The organism is Streptococcus sp. HMSC065E03, from assembly GCF_001815045.1.
Classification (GTDB): Bacteria; Bacillota; Bacilli; order Lactobacillales; family Streptococcaceae; genus Streptococcus; species Streptococcus parasanguinis_AD.
In genome coordinates this window covers 280407-298826 of sequence record NZ_KV818853.1, presented here as the reverse complement: position 1 = coordinate 298826, position 18420 = coordinate 280407, and the positions used below count along the sequence as shown (strand labels likewise).

Sequence of the window (18420 nt, the reverse complement as noted above, 5' to 3'; positions counted from 1 at the left end):
ATGCTAAATATTTGGTTAACCCTTATTGTAATTATTTTTATCGTTTATATTCTACGCCTAGTTGCAAAGAAAGTCGTTGAAATGAGAAATGTCATTTCTTGGCTCATTCTTTGTTTGCTATCGTTGCCAGTCATTTGGTTTCCTAATTTGATTGGACAGGTATCAAAAATGTTAGGAATTCAAGTTCCAAGCAATCTAATCTTTTTCTTAGGCTTCTGTTTACTTGTCTATTTAAACTTCTCTTTGACTCGGATTACCTCAAAACAATCCGTTCAAATTCGACAATTGTCTCAGAAAATTGCATTACAGGTAAAAGAGCATGAAGAATAATCAACCTGTTTCAACGGAGAAGGTGTATTTTTGGAATCTGTTAGGGAACTTGGCATTTGCTGGATCATCTGTACTATTTACATTGATCGTTACACGCATGACCTCGCCAATGGAAGCAGATTCCTTTAGTCTTGCCTATGGGATTGCTGCGATTCTAGTAGTAGTGGGCATGTTTCAAGTTCGAAGCTACCAAGGGACAGATGTTCTCTTTAGACACTCCTTTACCAGTTACAGTATTGCCAGATGTCTCTCTCTCCTACTCATGATGGCGATCTTTTTTCCTTACCTATTTGTTTCAGGAATTGACCTACATGAGAGTTCAAAAATTGCGATTATTGGCTTATACGTTCTATTTCGTATGTGTGAGGCAATTTCAGATCTTTTCCAAGGATTGTTTCAACGTCACGAACGATTAGATATCGCTGGCAAATCAATGACCATTCGGTATTCTTTCAGCACGATTCTTTTGTTGGCATTTTTGCTTATTACAAAGTCATTAACACAATCATTGCTTTACTTAGTTGTTTTAAACTTTATCTTTGTATTTTGTTATGATTATGTAAAATCAAAAGAATTTGAAACAATTGATTTCTCAGTAAAAAATCTCAAAAGAGACCTATTTGATGCGATCACTATTTTAAAGAATTGTATTCCTCTCTTTATCAGTGGATTTTTACTAGCTTATATTTTCAATGAACCTAGAATCGCGATTGACTCTGAAATTAGACTGGGACACTTTATTGCAGGAACACAACGGGATTATAATATTTTGTTTATGCCTGTGTTTTTTATGAGTCTCTTTATTTTAATTCTTAGACCCTTAACAACGCAATTAGCGATCTTATGGAAGAATAAAGAATTGAAAAAATTTGATGCCATCATTGCGAAGATGTTTGTCATTGTTTTGGGTGTCGGCTTGGTATTAACTGTGCTAGCTTATTTGATCGGGACGCCGATATTAAGTCTTGTTTTTGGTTTACCTTTAAACCAGCATAGTACTACCCTAGCCATCCTTGTTTTTTCTGGAATTCTGTATTCTATTGGGATTGTTTTTGGGGATGTCATGACGGTTATTCGAAAACAAACGTATCTATTGCCTGTGTATTTATTCATGTTTATAGCTTCCAAATTGACAAATAATAATTTGGTACAAAAAATGGGACTTCTAGGTGCGTCTTTAAGCTTTTTCATCGTGATGTCTGTTTATTTTAGTGGAAGTTTACTTGCTTATTTTATTGCAAGAAAAATAGAAAGGAAGGACTATGCTCATTAATCAACAACATACGTGGGTGATTTGTGCTTATGGTGAGAGCGAATACTTGGAAGCTTGTATTCAATCCTTGAAGAATCAAACTCTCCAATCACAGATTATCTGTTACAGTTCAACACCACTGGATTCGATCAAGGAACTTTGTCAGCGTTATGCTATTCCATTTTACACCAAGCAAGGTGGTGGGATTGGTAAGGATTGGAACAATGCCATGTCTTTTGTAGAGACGAAGTATGCTACCATCGCCCATCAGGATGATTATTATGAGCCGGACTATGCTGAGAAAGTTTTGGCTAAGATGGAAAAAAATCAAGATGTGTTGATTGGGTATTCTGATTATTTTGAAGAAAAAGATGACCATAAGATTCCTGCGAATACAAATCTGAAGATCAAAACCTTGATGTTAAAAACCATGAATCTTTTTCCTGCTAGTCACTTTTGGCGAAACCGTGTAATGGCTTTTGGGAATCCGATTTGTTGTCCAGCTGTCACCTATAATCGTGAAAATTTGAAGAATTTCTATTTTGATGAAGGAATGAGAGTGAGTTTGGATTGGTACGCATGGTATAAGATCAGCGAGTACAAAGGTCGTTTTGCTTATGTATCTGACAAACTCATGTGCCACCGTATCCATGGAGAGTCTGAAACATCAAAAACCATTGCAGACAATACGCGTAGTAAAGAAGATCTATACATGTACCAACTCTTCTGGCCTAAATGGATGGCCAAGTTGTTGATGAGACAATATGTGAAGAGTCAAAATTCGAATAAGTAGGAGAAACTGATGGGATATTTTGTTGATAGTTATGAGCGAAATAAAAAGTATTTAGTAGCTTTCGCAGTTTTGGCCTTTTGTATTGCAGTGATTTATACAAAGCGCTTAGTAGATTTTCCTAAAATTGGTGTAGCGTTATTTGTTGTATTGGCTTTTTTCATTTTTCTTTTACCGAAGAAGAATGTTGGGACCTTCCTTGCGATGCTCATTGGTGGTCTGTCCTTTGCTTTTATTACACCCGTTTTGAATACGCCCGATGAACAAGTTCACCTTTCAAGAACGATTCATATTGTGGAAGGCAACGTCAATATGGGAAATAAAAACATCCATATTACGGAAGATTACTTTGATGTTTATAAGAATTTCAAAAAACCATTTACCAAATCTTCTTTATTTGAAGAAGGGCAGACGACCAAACAAGTGAAGTTTGGGAAGGAAACGGATTACAGGGCAACCAACTCATATTGGTTTATTGGTTATATCCCTCAGGCTCTTGGATTTGGGATTGGAAAGTTTTTGAATTTGAGTGTAGGAGTCTCCTATTATCTTGGTCGAATTTTTAATGTCATTGCTTACTGTATTTTAGCTCTTATTTCTATTAAATTAAGTGGGAAAGCGAAGCAGTTGATGACAATGGTAGCGATGTTTCCAATGAATCTGGTTCTAGCTGCTTCTTATAATCAAGATAGTGTAGCCTTAGGTTTAACCTACATCATTATTGGATTATTTTTGAACTATGTAACGGATGATGAAAAAGTGGTTAAAATTAAGGATTTATTGCTTTATGCTTTCCTTTGCGTGATCCTTGTAACAATGAAGCTTCCTTATGTCTTGCTTGTAGGATTATTGCTATTTATACCGAAAAAGAAAACGCAATGTAAAAACTACTATCTCGTTTCTCTCGCTTTGATTGCTGCTGTCTTTCTATTTACGATCTTTTGGTATGTTCTTACCCAGCAAGTTCGAATTGAGAACTTTAAACTAGATGGAGCGGATGTGAAGTCTCAGGTGATTAGTATCATTTCGAAACCTCATTGGTATCTTCCAGTGATTTTGAAGGAGATGCTATTATCAGTCAGTCATTTGAATCAACTCTACACCTTTGGTTGGTTAGATTTGTCGATGTCAGAAGTCCTTATTCCAATTTATGCTCTTTATAGCTTGATTACTTTTTCAAATTTTGGGAAGATCAAACTTCCAAAAGTATCAGTAGTAGGGGCAAGTTTGGTTTCTCTTGCAATTATTGGTTTAATTTCTTTGACCTTGTATCTGACCTGGACACCAGTTGGAAATTTTGAAGTTTTAGGAGTTCAAGGCCGATATTATTTGGGTGTTGTTGCTCTTTGTCTACCAGTTATTTGTAGTTTATTTAAGCAAAGAGTTCCAGATGAACAAAAATTCTCTGATCATTTTGTAGTACAAAGCAGTCTCATTATTTTATCTCTAACATTACTACAAACCATCTCTGTTTTATATGCTGCAGTTTAATTAAAAGACTAAAATAAGTTATTACTAGGGGAAACCCTAGTTTTTTGTTACAATAGAAAGTGAATAAGTCAAGGAGTAAGAGATGACCATATCAGTTGTAGTCCCATGTTTTAACGAAGAAGAATCGATTCCATTGTTTTATAGAGAGATGGAACGCGTTCGGATGAAGATGGGAGAAAAGTTTGAATATATTTTTATAAATGATGGCTCTTCAGATGGTACACTATCTGTTCTTCGAAAGCTACATGTTACAGATTCAAGTGTGCACTACCTTTCTTTTTCTCGAAATTTCGGGAAAGAGGCGGCGCTGTATGCTGGACTTGAGCGTGCTAGTGGTGAATATGTGACAGTTATGGATGTAGATTTGCAGGACCCACCGGAGTTATTGATCGAAATGAAGCAGAGGTTGGAGGAACAGCCGGATTTAGACTGTGTCGGAACGAGACGCGTAACCCGTGATGGGGAACCACCGATTCGCTCTTTCTTTGCGCGGATGTTTTATAAATTGATCAATCATATTAGCCAAGTGGAAATGGTGGACGGGGCCCGTGATTTCCGTTTGATGCGACGTCCAATGGTTGATGCTATCATGGAATTATCGGAGTACAATCGTTTCTCAAAAGGAATTTTTGCTTGGGTAGGATTTGAGACAGAATACCTCGAATATAAAAATGTAGAGCGTGTGGCAGGAGAGACGTCCTGGAATTTTTGGTCCCTCTTTAAGTATTCGATTGAAGGGATTGTCAATTTCTCGGATGCTCCATTAAACATTGCTTTTATTGGTGGACTGTTATCTTGGATTTTGGCCTTTATCATGATGATTTTGATTGTAATCCGCACCTTGGTCTTTGGGGATCCTACTTCAGGTTGGCCATCTCTTATGACAGTGATTCTTTTCCTGGGAGGGTTCCAATTATTGACCATCGGGATTTTAGGGAAATATATTGGTAAGATCTTCATGGAAACCAAGAAACGTCCAATCTATGTGATCAAAGAGAAAAGTGAAGAATGAAGAATATCCTAAGTATGAGTCTTGCTGCTAAGCAAAGGATAGATAGATTTTACGAGGGAATGGATCGGCTCCTCGATAAGATCAATCAGTTGGATATGGTAAAAGGGATCCGCAGTTATATTGACCGGCTTATAGATGTTTTCAACCAAATCAGCAATAAGTTGGTCTTTCTATTACTAACTTCCTATGCGCTCATTTTTACATTTGTATCTTTCAATCTGATCAATTTTCAAAGTCGCTCATATGACTATGTCTTCCATTTATCCCGCATTGTCGGCTTAGCAGAGTCCATTGAGCATTGGGATTTACTCCCCAATCTGAATTTTTTATTTGCATTCGGTACGGGATATGCTTCTCCTATGTTTTATGGAAATTGGCAGTTTTATCCGTCAGCCATCGTTTATATGATGACCAACGATGGAAATCTTGCTTATTCTATATTTGCATTTTTGATCACTCTTGGTACAAGCCTAACAAGTTATATTGTTGTTTCAAAAATAGTAAAAAATAAGCTGACTGGTATAGTAGTGGCCTTGACCATTCCTTGTTATTACACCTTATTTGGTTTTGGAATGACCATGGTAGTGCCACTTGTCCCAATTCTTATTTATTCTATTTATCGTGTGCTCTACTTAAACAAAAAGAACCCTCTTTATTTGGGGATTGTAGTAGCGCTTTTAATTCAAACCCATATTTTATCAACGATCATATTAGCAATTTTTTCTGCGGTATTTTTATGTTTAAATTATAAAAGGATCACACTTGAAAAGATTATCTCTTTTGTATTTTCTATCTTGTTTGCCTTATGTTTGTCGGCAGGATACATTTTTCAATATCTGGAACAGGTTTCATCACAAAAATTTTTCTTCACATGGACAGCGAGAAATTTTCCTGTCAATGTGAAAGATACTTTTTTGGTTCCTTTTCCATTTCAAGCAGATCGATATGGTTTTTATAAACCTTTCACACCATTAGAGTGGCCGATCCATCAATTCGTACGAGATGGCCTATTCTATGCGAGTATGATGGTGATCTTATTTTATCGCCGTCTAGGGAGTTTAACTAAAACCATATTTTGGACTTGTTGGATCTTATATTTTTCTGCAACGAGTCTTCTGCCTTGGAATTCCGTATTGAAATACACTTTTTTAGGGAGTATGCAGTATTCAGGGCGCCTATTGTTTTTCATTCCCCTCTTGTTCCTATTCTTTCTTGCTGTTACAAATAGAAATGGATTTTTCTCTATTGTCTTATGCCTCTTGACTTTATCTTTTTATTTCAATCATGTTGTCCCTCAATTTGATACATCTTCAAAAAACTATAAACAGATGCGGGATGATAATAAAAAGAATGAAAAATTACTTAAATCAGTATATAAAGGTGACAAATCCAAATATATTGATCCTGTAGGTGATGAATATTATAATCTTGATATCAATAACCAAGATATACGCTTACCACAATTTACAGAATTTCAAACAGCTAAGGATGTAAAAATATCAACTATTAAAAAGAGGTACAATCTTTTAGAATTTGATATAAAGGTTCCTGACGATAAAAAGGAAACTACTATCTCTATACCAATGATATGGTACAAAGGATATCGCGCAGAATATTCTAAGGGAGCAGAAGGTTCTCAACCTGTGTTGAAACAGCGTGCTTTTACCGAATCAGAATTAAAAGAAAATAAAAAAGATCGGAAACCAACTGTCTCAGAAAAAGTTTTAAATGATGGTAAAATTTATTTATCTATTCGAAATTCTGGCCATGTCAAAGTTTCTTATCACAAGACATTTATACAGTATCTTGGTTTCATAATAGAATGGATCTCTTGGATACTGGTATTCTTTATTTTTAAGCAGAAGTATTCAAAAAATAAGGAGCAATTCCCATCTTAAAAAGCAGAAAACTTCTGCTTTTTTTGCTATAATGATAGGGAAAAAGCATTTGAAAGGAATTTAACATGATTTTAATTACAGGAGCAAATGGGCAGCTTGGAACAGAACTTCGCCATTTGTTGGATGAACGAAATGAAGAATATGTGGCTGTTGATGTGGCTGAAATGGATATCACAAATGCAGAAAAAGTAGACGAGGTATTCGCAGAAGTGAAACCAACCCTAGTCTACCACTGTGCTGCCTACACAGCTGTTGATGCTGCTGAAGATGAAGGTAAAGAGTTGGACTATGCGATCAACGTGACTGGTACGGAAAATGTAGCAAAAGCGTCTGAAAAACATGGTGCAACCTTAGTTTATATCTCAACAGACTACGTTTTTGATGGGAAAAAACCAGTGGGACAAGAATGGGAAGTAGACGATCAACCAGATCCTCAAACAGAGTACGGTCGTACCAAACGTATGGGGGAAGAATTGGTTGAGAAGCATGTATCTAACTTCTATATCATCCGTACAGCTTGGGTATTTGGGAACTACGGTAAGAACTTTGTCTTCACCATGCAAAACCTTGCGAAGACTCACAAAACACTTACAGTCGTTAATGACCAACATGGTCGTCCAACCTGGACACGTACTCTTGCAGAGTTCATGACTTATTTGGCTGAAAACCGTAAGGAGTATGGTTATTACCACTTGTCAAATGATGCAGCAGAAGATACAACTTGGTATGACTTTGCAGTTGAGATCCTCAAAGATACGGATGTTGAAGTGAAGCCAGTGGATTCTAGCCAATTCCCAGCTAAGGCAAAACGCCCACTGAACTCAACGATGAGCTTGGCTAAGGCTAAGGCTACAGGATTCGTTATTCCAACTTGGAAAGATGCTTTGAAAGAATTTTACAAACAAGAAGTGAAATAAGAACAAATAGAAGCGGCCCTCAAGGGTCGCTTTTCTGTTTGGATTAGGCAAAAAGCCTAGAAAATGGTATAATTGAATAGACTGTGAATGATTTGAAAGGGAACTCTATGCAACATGTTTTTATTATCGGAAGTCGTGGGCTTCCGGCTCAATATGGCGGTTTTGAGACTTTTGTGGATCAATTGGTTTCGCATCAAGTGTCTCCAGATATTCAATACCATGTTGCCTGCCTTTCTAATGATCAAGCTTATCAACATTTTGACTACAAGGGTGTGGATTGTTTTACCATTAAAGCCCCTAAGCTTGGGCCTGCGCGTGTCATTTCCTATGATATGATGGCTATTAACTATGCCTTGAAGCTCATTAAGAAACAAGGAATTGAACAGCCGATTTTTTACGTCTTGGGCAATACAATCGGGGCCTTTGTGGCACCTTTTGCGCGTAAGATCCATAAGATGGGGGGGCGATTCTATATCAACCCAGATGGACTGGAGTGGAAGCGGGCCAAGTGGGCCAAGCCGATCCAAGCCTATCTCAAGTATTCTGAAAAGATCATGACGCGCCATGCGGACTTAGTAATTTCAGACAACCCTGGTATTGAGTCCTATATCAAGGAAGCCTACCCTTGGTCCAAGACGACCTATATTGCCTACGGAACGGACTTGTCTCCGACTAGCCTAAATAGTCAGGATAATAAGGTCCGAGAATTCTATCAGAAATGGCAGACACAGGAGAAGAACTATTATTTGATCTTGGGCCGCTTTGTCCCAGAAAATAATTATGAGACCGCCATTCGTGAATTTATGGCCTCTTCCACCAAACGGGATTTGGTGATCATTTGTAACCAGGAAGGCAATCCTTATTTTGAGGAGCTCCGAGCTCGAACTGGATTTGATCAGGATCCTCGTGTTAAGTTTGTAGGAACGGTCTATGATCAAGACCTGTTGAAGTATATCCGTAAAGAAGCCTTTGCCTATATCCATGGTCATGAAGTGGGTGGAACCAATCCTGGTCTCCTAGAGGCTCTTGCTCAGACGGATCTGAATTTAGTTTTGGGAGTTTCCTTTAACCAAACGGTTGCAAAGGATTCGGCTCACTATTGGACTAAAGAAACTGGAAATTTGGCGCATTTGATTGATCGGGTTGATTCTTTAGAAGATGTATCTGAATGGGGTCAACGTGCCAAGGCTAATATGAAGCAAAACTTTACCTGGGAAAAAATTGTAGGTGAGTACGAGGAATTATTCTTATCATGAAAGTAAATATCTTGTTGTCCACCTATAATGGTGAACAATATCTAAAAGAGCAGGTCAAAAGTATCCAAGACCAGACTTATCAAGACTGGCAACTCTTGATCCGAGATGATGGGTCGACAGATGGTACGGTGAAGATTATTCAAGAGTTGGTGGCCCAAGATGAGCGCATTCGTTTTATCAACCAAGGAGCTATTGAAAATCTCGGAGTTATCAAGAGCTTCCATGCCCTCTTGAAATATGAAAAAGCTGATTTTTATTGCTTCAGTGACCAAGATGATGTCTGGCTTCCTGAAAAGATTGCTCTTCAGGTAGCAGAAGCCGAGAAGCATCCTCAAGAAGTGCCTTTGCTGGTCTACACAGATTTAAAAGTGGTCGATGAAAACTTGAATGTGCAGCATGAGAGTATGATTCGCACCCAGTCTGATCATGCCAATACCGAACTGATTCAAGAGTTGACGGAAAATACGGTAACTGGCGGAGTTGCCATGATTAACCACGCTCTGGCGGAGTTATGGACAGGTCAAGAAAAACATGCGCTCCTTATGCATGATTGGTATTTGGCCTTGTTGGCAACTGCCTTTGGGAAGCTCATCCATATCGATCAACCAACAGAATTGTACCGTCAGCACAGTAGCAATGTTCTGGGTGCTCGAACCCTCAGAAAACGGGTTAAAAATTGGATCCGACCCCATGTGCTGTTTGCCAAGTATTGGAATCTCATAGAGTCTAGTCAAGAACAAGCAAAAAATCTATTGGATCTGCCTGTCAGTTCCCAAACTAAAGAAATTATTGAAAACTTTGTCACCATTATGGATGTTCCACTAAAAGAACGTCTGAGACGGATTCGTCAGTATGGTTACCGGAAGAACCGAGCCTTTCACACCTTTGTGTTTACCAGCTTGATTCTGACAAAGTTTGCATATCGAGGTAAAAAATAATGTTTGACGTTTTTAGTCAGAAAAATCGAATTTTATTACGAGAGTTAATCAAAACAGACTTTAAATTACGCTACCAAGGATCGGCGATCGGTTATCTTTGGTCGATTTTAAAGCCCCTGATGACCTTTACGATCATGTATATTGTCTTCATCCGATTCTTACGCTTGGGTGGAGATGTGCCCCATTTCCCAGTTGCCCTCTTGTTGGCCAATGTAATCTGGGGCTTCTTCTCAGAAGCCACATCTATGGGGATGGTGTCGATTGTTAGTCGAGGCGACTTGTTGCGAAAATTGAACTTCTCCAAACACATCATTGTCTTGTCTGCAATTTCGGGAGCAGCCATCAACTTTGTTATTAACCTTGTAGTGGTCTTGATTTTTTCATTCTTCAATGGGGTGACATTCTCTTGGACAGCCTTGATGGTGATTCCGCTATTCTTTGAGTTATTCTTGATGGCGACAGGATGCGCGCTGATCTTAGCGACATTTTTTGTTCGTTTCCGTGACTTAGGTCAAGTATGGGAAGTACTCCTGCAAGCAGGCCTATATGCGACGCCAATTATCTATCCGATTACCTTTATTGCAGACCGCAATCCATGGGCTGCTAAGTTGGTCATGATGAATCCTTTGGCTCAAATTATTCAAGACATGCGTTATTTCTTGATTGATAAGGCCAATACCCCTGTCTGGCTTTTGGTGGAAAATAAGTTCTTGGTTTTGATTCCTTATGTTTTACCAATTCTTATTTTTGTCGCTGGCTTTGCTTACTTTAACAAACATGCTAAGAAATTTGCGGAGATTCTCTAATGACAGATAAACAAATTGCAGTAAAAGTAGACCATGTCAGCAAGTACTTTAAGTTGCCAACAGAGGCAACCAATAGTCTTCGAACTGCCCTGGTCAATCGCTTCAAAGGAATCAAAGGATACAAAGAACAACATGTGCTTAAGGATATTTCTTTTGAAGTAGAAAAAGGTGATTTTTTCGGGATCCTCGGTCGAAATGGTTCTGGAAAATCGACTCTTTTAAAAATCATTTCTGAAATCTATGTACCAGAAAAAGGAACCGTCACTATCGATGGAAAACTGGTGTCCTTTATCGAGCTTGGAGTGGGCTTTAACCCAGAACTGACAGGTCGTGAAAATGTCTATATGAACGGGGCCATGCTGGGCTTCTCAACAGCTGAAATTGATGCCATGTATGATGATATCGTAGACTTTGCTGAGTTGCATGAATTCATGAACCAAAAGCTTAAGAACTACTCATCAGGTATGCAGGTTCGTCTAGCCTTTTCGGTTGCCATTAAGGCCCAAGGCGATATCTTGATTTTGGACGAGGTCCTAGCAGTAGGAGATGAGGCCTTCCAGCGCAAGTGTAACGATTACTTCCAGGAACGCAAGAAATCAGGGAAAACCACGATCCTGGTTACCCATGATATGGGAGCCGTCAAGAAATATTGTAACAAGGCTGTTTTGATTGAAAATGGATTGGTGAAGGCCATTGGGGATCCTTTTGACGTTTCTGATCAATATAGTTTTGACAACTTGGAATCGAATTCACATCATCATGGAGATGAAGATGAGGGCTTGGTCACAACGGAAGTTGAAGATTTTACAGCTAGATTGCTTTCTCCTAAGAAAGTAACTCCTGATGATGAGGTGGTGATTGAGTTTTCATTTAATCTATTAGATGAGTCTGTTAATCCTCATATAGCCTTTTCATTTGTTGATATTTCTACTGGAAATGGACTGTACAACGATAATTCCATGGATGTTCCATTATCCGGTATCGGTGCTAAAAAAATCACTTATAAATGTAAGTTGCCGTACTTTAATCATGTAAAGTTAAGACTAGTAGCATTTTTAAGAGATGAAAATCAAGAAAACTTAGCAATATTGTCGACAACGAACCCTCCAGTCTTTTCAATTGACCGGGTTGTGGATCGGACAAATCGTTCGGAGTTGGATTCTTCTACTGGATTGTTAATTCGTCAAGGCAAGTGGGAATAATTTCTTTGGTGTAGGCTATGAAAATTTTATTTGTATCTCCTGTTGGAGCCATGTTTAGTGGAGCAGAAGTATCGATTGTGAACTTAATGAAATTGTTGGTTCAGCAAGGTCACGAAGTTTATAATGTGATACCGGATAATGCTCCACACACTGATAAAGACTATCTCCGTCATATGGATACAACTGGAATTAAACTATTTCAGTTAAAAACCAATCAGTGGTGGTGGCCTGAGTCTAAGACGCTGAATATTTCAGAGTTAGAAATCCAAGCTTCTCAACAAAAGAATATTGAGGAAGTAAGAGAAATTATCCGGAATGAACAGATCGAATTGGTCATTTCGAATACAGTCAATGTGTTTCAGGGAGCATTTGCAGCTGCATGTGAAAAGGTCAGACATTTTTATATTATTCATGAATTTCCTTTTGGTGAGTTTGGCTATTATAAGGACCTGATTCCCTTAATTGATGATTTGTCTGATAAAATTTTTGTAGTAGAAGGGGAATTGTACCAGACTCTAACGAATTATTTTACGACTGACAAATTGATTCCGTTCATCCCTTATACAGAAGTTCAAGAGCGTCCTCTTAAGAATTCTACTATTTCTCGTTTTGTATCCATCGGTGGGATTAACGAACGAAAAAATCAGCTTGAGTTGCTTGCAGCCTATAATGGTTTAAATCGGAAAGATATCGAACTGGTTTTTATCGGAGGATGGGATGAGCAGTACAAAAAGTTGATGGATGACTATATTCAAACGCATCATCTAGATCGTGTGACTTTTGTTGGTTTTCACTCGGATCCATGGTCCTTGGTGACAGATAAAGATATCCTCGTCTTGCCTGCTAAATTAGAAACATTTTCTTTAGTATTTGTGGAATCAGTCCTCAATGGAGTTCCGGCAATCATTTCCGATAATTTAGGTCATTTGTCTTCAAGTAAATTTTTAGAATCGGGGAATTTATATCCACTAGGAGATAGAGATCTGCTAAGTCAACAAATGGCTACAGTGATTGAGAATTTTGATAGCTATAAAGAAAAACAATTACTGGATCAAGAACTCGCTCGAAAGAAATACAATCTCGAGACCATTTATGATGTCTTTAAAGATTACATCGAAGTAGAAACGCCAATTGGTAACCAAAAGCTTTCCTCTAAGTATGCTCGATTTTTGGGGATGAAATTCAATAATCGTGATCTCGAAGTAATTGGTAAATCTCAGGTGGTGATTTCAGCTTCTAACGATGGACTTCACTCAGCCTACCATGAAATAACAAAAGAGAGGATGGAAAATAAGGGCTCTATTATCTTCCAGCTTGAAAAGGAAAAGAATCTAAAAATATTACTTTCAGAATTTCCGGGATCCTATAAAAAATTGTCATTGATTGCATTGGAGGATCAAAGAGAAATTCCTCTTGTAACTTCAAACGGAATTGATTTCGAGGATGTTTTGGTTTTCTTTAATACCCATCCACATATTCTTTTTGATCTTTCGAATAGTTCAGGTAATCAATTTCAATTCTCCTATGAAAAAGAAAGTGACGAAGAATTTAGCAGACACCTATTCAACTTACATGAGAATTATAAAAAGTTATCTCATGAATACAATTCCATCATCCATTCTCGCCGTTGGACCATTCCAACAAAGATCTTGAAATTCTTTAGAATAAGGAAATAATATGCAACGTTTACTTTTATATGTTCACTACAATAAGTTTAATTTTATTAGTGGGCATGTACTCTATCAATTAGAAAAGATTCGCCCCTTGTATTCGCGGGTGGTCTTTATCTCCAATAGTCAACTACCAGAAGATGTGAAGTCTAATTTAGTAGCACAACATCTGGTAGACGATATTCTAGAGCGCCAAAATAGTGGCTTTGACTTTGCGGCTTGGCGGGATGGAATGAAGACAGTCGGCTTTGACCAACTGGCTCATTTTGATTCGGTTACCCTTATGAATGATACCTGCTTTGGACCGCTTTGGGATCTAGAACCCATTTATCAGCAGTTTGAACATGATGATGAAGTGGATTTCTGGGGAATGACCAATTACCGAAAAGACAAGGATTTTAACGAGCATATTCAGAGTTATTATCTCAGTTTTAAAAAACAGGTGTTGACATCAAGCTCCTTCCTAGAATTTTGGCAGGGTGTTCAAGACTTCACCAATGTTCAAGATGTGATTGATAACTACGAGACCAAGGTCACAACGAATTTCTTGGATGCTGGTTTTCGCTATAAGACGGTCTTTGATACCATTCATGAAGACACAACTGGGATGCTCTATCCAGACTTTTCTTACTACAATCCTACAGCGATTCTCAATCATAAGGTTCCTTTCATCAAAGTCAAAACCATTGCAAACAATGAAGGAATTATGCCTTATATTTTTGATGAGTTGGAGCGTGTATCGAACTATCCATTAGATTTGATTCTTAACCACATGTCTATGATTGATCGTCCAGACTATCCTTATCTCTTGTCTCGTAAGTACTTGAAAAACCAGGAATTAGCTGGAGAGTTTGGTAAAAAAGTTGCGGTTCATCTTCATGTCTTTTATGTGGACCTCCTGGAAGAATTTCTAGATGCTTTCCAAGCCTTTCATTTTGCTTATGACTTATGGATCACGACAGATGTAGAAGAGAAGAAGCAGGCTATTGAGCAAATTCTTTCTAAACGAGCACAAGATGCCACGGTTGTAGTGACTGGAAACATTGGACGAGATGTGTTACCAATGCTGCTCTTAAAAGAGCAACTCTCAAAATACGATTATGTTGGTCATTTCCATACTAAGAAATCCAAAGAAGCAGATTTTTGGGCAGGTGAATCTTGGCGGAAAGAATTGATCGAGATGCTAGTTAACCCGGCTGATCAAATCCTGGCCAATATGGAGGCCAATCCAAAAGTCGGAATCACTATAGCAGATATTCCAACCTTCTTCCGTTACAATCGCATAGTGGTTGCTTGGAATGAGGCTCTTATTTCACCAGAGATGAACAAGCTCTGGCAACGGATGGGAGCGACCAAGACGATTGACTTCAAAAATCTCAATACCTTTGTCATGAGTTATGGGACCTTTGTTTGGTTTAAATATGATGCTTTGAAACCACTCTTTGATTTGAATTTGACAGCAGCAGATGTCCCGGCTGAACCTCTTCCTCAAAATTCGATCCTTCATGCGATCGAGCGTTTGTTGGTCTATATTGCTTGGGATCAAAAGTATGACTTTAGAATCTCTCAAAACCCACATGTTCTGACACCATTTATCGATAATAAGCAGTTGAACAATCGTGAGGATCTCCAACCGCATACCTTTGTGGACTTTAATCAAATAGGAGGGATTAAAGGGGCCTTGAAGTATATTGTGATTGGACCAGCAAGAGCTGTGAAATATATACTAAAAAGAATGATAAAGAAAGTGAAATAATGAAACGGAAAAAAGAGTTTAATGTTAAAGAATTTATCCTCTCAGCATTATCGAAAGTCTCAAGAACTCAGTGGTATTATGGGGTTACTTTCGTTCTATTTTCTTTTTTTAATTTTTACCTAGCTCAGAACAATCTTGCAGTACATAACAAAGCAACGGGGACTGTCCTACAATATGTCAATTTTTTAGGAATTCTATTTGGAATTAGTTTCCTATTGTTAATTCCAATATTATCCCAGTTCAATTTTAAAAAATGGTTTCCTTTAAAGCTGATTGTCAGTTATTTGGTCTACAATACCCTTTCTTATTTGACAGAAATCACGATTTATTTGAATAATCCAAAATACAAGGTTTGGAATTTTGATAAGCATCCATTCTTTAGAACGGACTCCTTCCTTGTCATTTTCCTTCTGTTTGCTTCTACAGGTGGTTTGGTTCTATTACGACAGCATTATGATAAGCTGCCAAGTCGGAAAAAAGGAGGAGAAGAGATAGGCGAGAACTACCAGTATTTGGTCTTGTCACAACTCTTGATCACCTTCATCGTAACAGACAAAAATTTTTCGACCCTGATTTACAGGACAGATAATTTTTTGTATAAGGCCTTTGAAATTGGCAAATACTCAGCTCAACAATTCTGGTTGACAAATGAGTTTTTATATTTTCTATTTCCTTTGATTTCCTTGCTTGGATTTTTATACACAAAAGGGCAGCGAGATTTCGTCAAGAACAAACCGAGTTTCTCTTTAGTGTTCTTCTCTAGTACCACCATCGCAATTGTATTGAATTATTTTATACAATTTAGTTTAGGTCGAACAGAACCCTTCTTAGGCGTTCATTACACGATTCCAGATGCCATCTTATTTCAAATTCTCATTCTGACAGCGATCCTTATCTTTGTTTACATTTGTATCAATCAATATTGGATTGCTACCTGTCTCATTTCCATTGTTTCCATTGCTTTTGTAGTTGCAAATTCCATCAAGTTTGGCATGAGGAATGAGCCGGTTTTACCGAGTGATTTAACTTGGTTAACCAAACCAATGACGCTTTTGAGCTTTATGGACAAAGCGCAAATATTTTACATCTTTTTATTGGTGGTCTTCCTGGTTTGTCTACTGATTGTCGGGAAAAAGTACCTCTTTAATGGAAGAATTATTTCTTCATGGAAAATACAAATCGGAGCTATTGCAGTGATGCTCTTATGTTTTAAGAGTGTCAATGGGATATTCAGTGATAAAGAAAACGGGAAGATCAAGGCTAATGTACCAATTATTAGCACCCTGAACAATTACCAAGATATTAATTGGCTAGGGAATACGACCAATGCTCGTTATAAAGGATTGTCTTATGTTTGGATGAATCAATTGACGACGGAGGTTGTTCCAAAACCGGATGGTTATTCCAAAGAACGTCTTGAGAAAATAGCCCAAAAATATACCAACTTGTCGAATGAGATCAATAAGGAGAGAAGTAACTACTTAAACGATCAAACGGTCATCTATATTCTGAGTGAAAGTTTTTCTGATCCTAGAAAGGTCGAGGGAGTAGAGCTTACGCAAAATCCGATTCCAAATATTGAGAACATCATGAAGACCCACACGAGTGGGCAAATGCAATCGGATGGATATGGCGGCGGAACTGCAAATATGGAGTTCCAGACTCTGACAGGTTTACCATTCTATAATTTATCACAAACTTTATCTGTCTTGTATACGGAAGTTCTTCCTAAGATCCATGATGTGCCGTCTATCAGTAATGCATACTCAAAACAGAATAAGATTGCTGTTCACTTGGCAGGTAAATCAAATTATTCTCGGGATATTGTGTATTCGAGATTGGATTTCAAAGATTTTATTACGACGAATACAAAGGGAATCAAGTACAGAAAAGAAGGAATTAGTCCGAGTGATGAATCCACCTATAATATTGTTTTGGATAATTTAAACGACAAAACAGGACAATTCTTTTCTGTGATGACCATGCAAAATCATACTCCATGGTTAGAAGCAAATCCAGAAACCTTGGATGCCAAAGGTAAAGGTTTTAGTGATGAAGAAAATTCAAAACTAACTTTCTACAGTCGTTTACTTTCACAAACTGACACCGCCACCCAATCCTTCCTTGAAAGTCTTTCTAAAATAGATAAGAAGATTACAGTGGTATTTTATGGGGATCATTTGCCAGGTCTTTATCCTGAGTCCGCCTTTAAGAATAATCCGGAGAGTCAGTATCAGACAGACTACTTCATTTGGAGTAATTTTGATGCACCGAAATTGAACTATCCTTTGGTCAATTCAAGTGATTTCTCTGCTATGGTCTTTGAACAGACCAATTCAAAAGTTTCGCCTTACTATGCTTTGTTGACAGAAGTGCTGAAAAAAGCAAGTGTCGATAAAAAGGCCTTAGAAGGAGAAGCGCAAGAAATTGCAGAGGATTTGAAAATGGTTGAATACGACCTAATTAGTGGGAAAGGTTACCTTTCTAAAGACTTCTTTAAAGTTCCAACCAACAAATCCAATTAAAAGGAGTGCAAGCAGTTAAAAATCTTTGTGATTTTGGCTGTCTGGCTCCCTTTTTTTTGTTTTTTATGCTAAACTATTAGATGGGGGTACGCTCATGATTAAGATATTTGGAAAGGTCCATTATCATTGGCAACCGGACTTATCTATTCTTGTGACTTATTGGTCCATTGCAGTGATTCCGGTCTTTATTGGACTGGCCTTGATGTATGAGAGCTCTAGTGTGCCAACGCTAGTTTTGTTTTCGTTCTTTTTATTTATGGTCTTGCTCGCGATTGGGGTCCATCGTTACTTCACGATCTATGAGGATGGGATCTTGCGGATTATTACTGCCAATCCTTTTACTCCAATCAAGGTGAAGATTGACTCGATTGAAAAGGTCGAAGTAAATAAGAAATCGATCAAGCTCATATTTAATGATGGATCGCGCAGTCGAACATTCTGTATGCGTAAATGGCCGAAAAAATACTTTATCAATGCACTTGCCTTAAATCCTTATTTTAAGGGAGAAGTAATCCTGACGGACAATTTCATCCATGTGGATTACTACGAGATGTATTATGCAAACAAATAAAAAGCC

Annotated in this window: 15 protein-coding genes; all 15 read left to right on the top strand. The window is 37.9% G+C overall.

Annotated features, from left to right (window positions below):
- The 15 genes from HMPREF3002_RS08145 (at window position 1) to HMPREF3002_RS08075 (ending at window position 18414) form a co-directional block, all read left to right on the top strand.
- Window positions 1-330 carry a DUF2304 domain-containing protein gene (locus tag HMPREF3002_RS08145; protein WP_070666100.1) on the top strand — a complete coding sequence of 110 codons (330 nt, stop codon included), beginning with the start codon at window positions 1-3 and terminating at the stop codon, window positions 328-330.
- The gene (locus HMPREF3002_RS08140; RefSeq protein ID WP_070666097.1) at window positions 320-1603 is read left to right on the top strand and encodes a lipopolysaccharide biosynthesis protein; all 1284 of its coding nucleotides are present in this window, start codon (window positions 320-322) and stop codon (window positions 1601-1603) included. Before HMPREF3002_RS08145 ends, HMPREF3002_RS08140 begins: the two co-directional genes overlap by 11 nt.
- Entirely contained in the window at window positions 1599-2375 is a 777-nt protein-coding gene (locus HMPREF3002_RS08135) for a glycosyltransferase family 2 protein (protein WP_141754510.1), read from the top strand. The genes HMPREF3002_RS08140 and HMPREF3002_RS08135 overlap by 5 nt, the downstream gene beginning before the upstream one ends.
- Window positions 2376-2384: 9 nt before the next feature.
- Window positions 2385-3863, top strand: coding sequence for a DUF2142 domain-containing protein (locus tag HMPREF3002_RS08130; RefSeq protein WP_070666091.1), 1479 nt, complete (start codon window positions 2385-2387; stop codon window positions 3861-3863).
- An 82-nt stretch (window positions 3864-3945) separates the two neighbouring features.
- Complete coding sequence (locus HMPREF3002_RS08125; protein WP_031574198.1) at window positions 3946-4875, top strand: glycosyltransferase family 2 protein; 930 nt, start codon at window positions 3946-3948, stop codon at window positions 4873-4875.
- On the top strand, window positions 4872-6773 hold the full coding sequence (locus HMPREF3002_RS08120) for a hypothetical protein (RefSeq protein WP_083312673.1): 1902 nt from the start codon (window positions 4872-4874) through the stop codon (window positions 6771-6773). The genes HMPREF3002_RS08125 and HMPREF3002_RS08120 overlap by 4 nt, the downstream gene beginning before the upstream one ends.
- A gap of 65 nt (window positions 6774-6838) precedes the next feature.
- Window positions 6839-7690: a dTDP-4-dehydrorhamnose reductase gene (gene rfbD / locus HMPREF3002_RS08115; RefSeq protein WP_070586074.1), complete on the top strand. Its 852-nt coding sequence runs from the start codon at window positions 6839-6841 to the stop codon at window positions 7688-7690.
- A 107-nt stretch (window positions 7691-7797) separates the two neighbouring features.
- Window positions 7798-8946 (top strand): beta 1-4 rhamnosyltransferase Cps2T, encoded by a 1149-nt coding sequence (cps2T, locus tag HMPREF3002_RS08110; RefSeq protein WP_070666088.1) that lies wholly within the window; start codon window positions 7798-7800, stop codon window positions 8944-8946.
- Complete coding sequence (locus HMPREF3002_RS08105) at window positions 8943-9884, top strand: glycosyltransferase family 2 protein (RefSeq protein ID WP_070666085.1); 942 nt, start codon at window positions 8943-8945, stop codon at window positions 9882-9884. Before cps2T ends, HMPREF3002_RS08105 begins: the two co-directional genes overlap by 4 nt.
- Window positions 9884-10690 carry an ABC transporter permease gene (locus HMPREF3002_RS08100; protein WP_003003247.1) on the top strand — a complete coding sequence of 269 codons (807 nt, stop codon included), beginning with the start codon at window positions 9884-9886 and terminating at the stop codon, window positions 10688-10690. The genes HMPREF3002_RS08105 and HMPREF3002_RS08100 overlap by 1 nt, the downstream gene beginning before the upstream one ends.
- Window positions 10690-11892, top strand: coding sequence for an ABC transporter ATP-binding protein (locus HMPREF3002_RS08095; protein WP_070666082.1), 1203 nt, complete (start codon window positions 10690-10692; stop codon window positions 11890-11892). Before HMPREF3002_RS08100 ends, HMPREF3002_RS08095 begins: the two co-directional genes overlap by 1 nt.
- Window positions 11893-11909: 17 nt before the next feature.
- Window positions 11910-13568: a glycosyltransferase family 4 protein gene (locus HMPREF3002_RS08090; RefSeq protein WP_070666079.1), complete on the top strand. Its 1659-nt coding sequence runs from the start codon at window positions 11910-11912 to the stop codon at window positions 13566-13568.
- Between the two features lies 1 nt (window position 13569).
- Window positions 13570-15318, top strand: coding sequence for a rhamnan synthesis F family protein (locus HMPREF3002_RS08085; RefSeq protein ID WP_070666076.1), 1749 nt, complete (start codon window positions 13570-13572; stop codon window positions 15316-15318).
- Window positions 15318-17843 carry an LTA synthase family protein gene (locus tag HMPREF3002_RS08080; protein ID WP_070666073.1) on the top strand — a complete coding sequence of 842 codons (2526 nt, stop codon included), beginning with the start codon at window positions 15318-15320 and terminating at the stop codon, window positions 17841-17843. The genes HMPREF3002_RS08085 and HMPREF3002_RS08080 overlap by 1 nt, the downstream gene beginning before the upstream one ends.
- A gap of 94 nt (window positions 17844-17937) precedes the next feature.
- Complete coding sequence (locus HMPREF3002_RS08075) at window positions 17938-18414, top strand: EbsA family protein (RefSeq protein WP_023917814.1); 477 nt, start codon at window positions 17938-17940, stop codon at window positions 18412-18414.
- The last annotated feature ends 6 nt before the right edge of the window (window positions 18415-18420 follow it).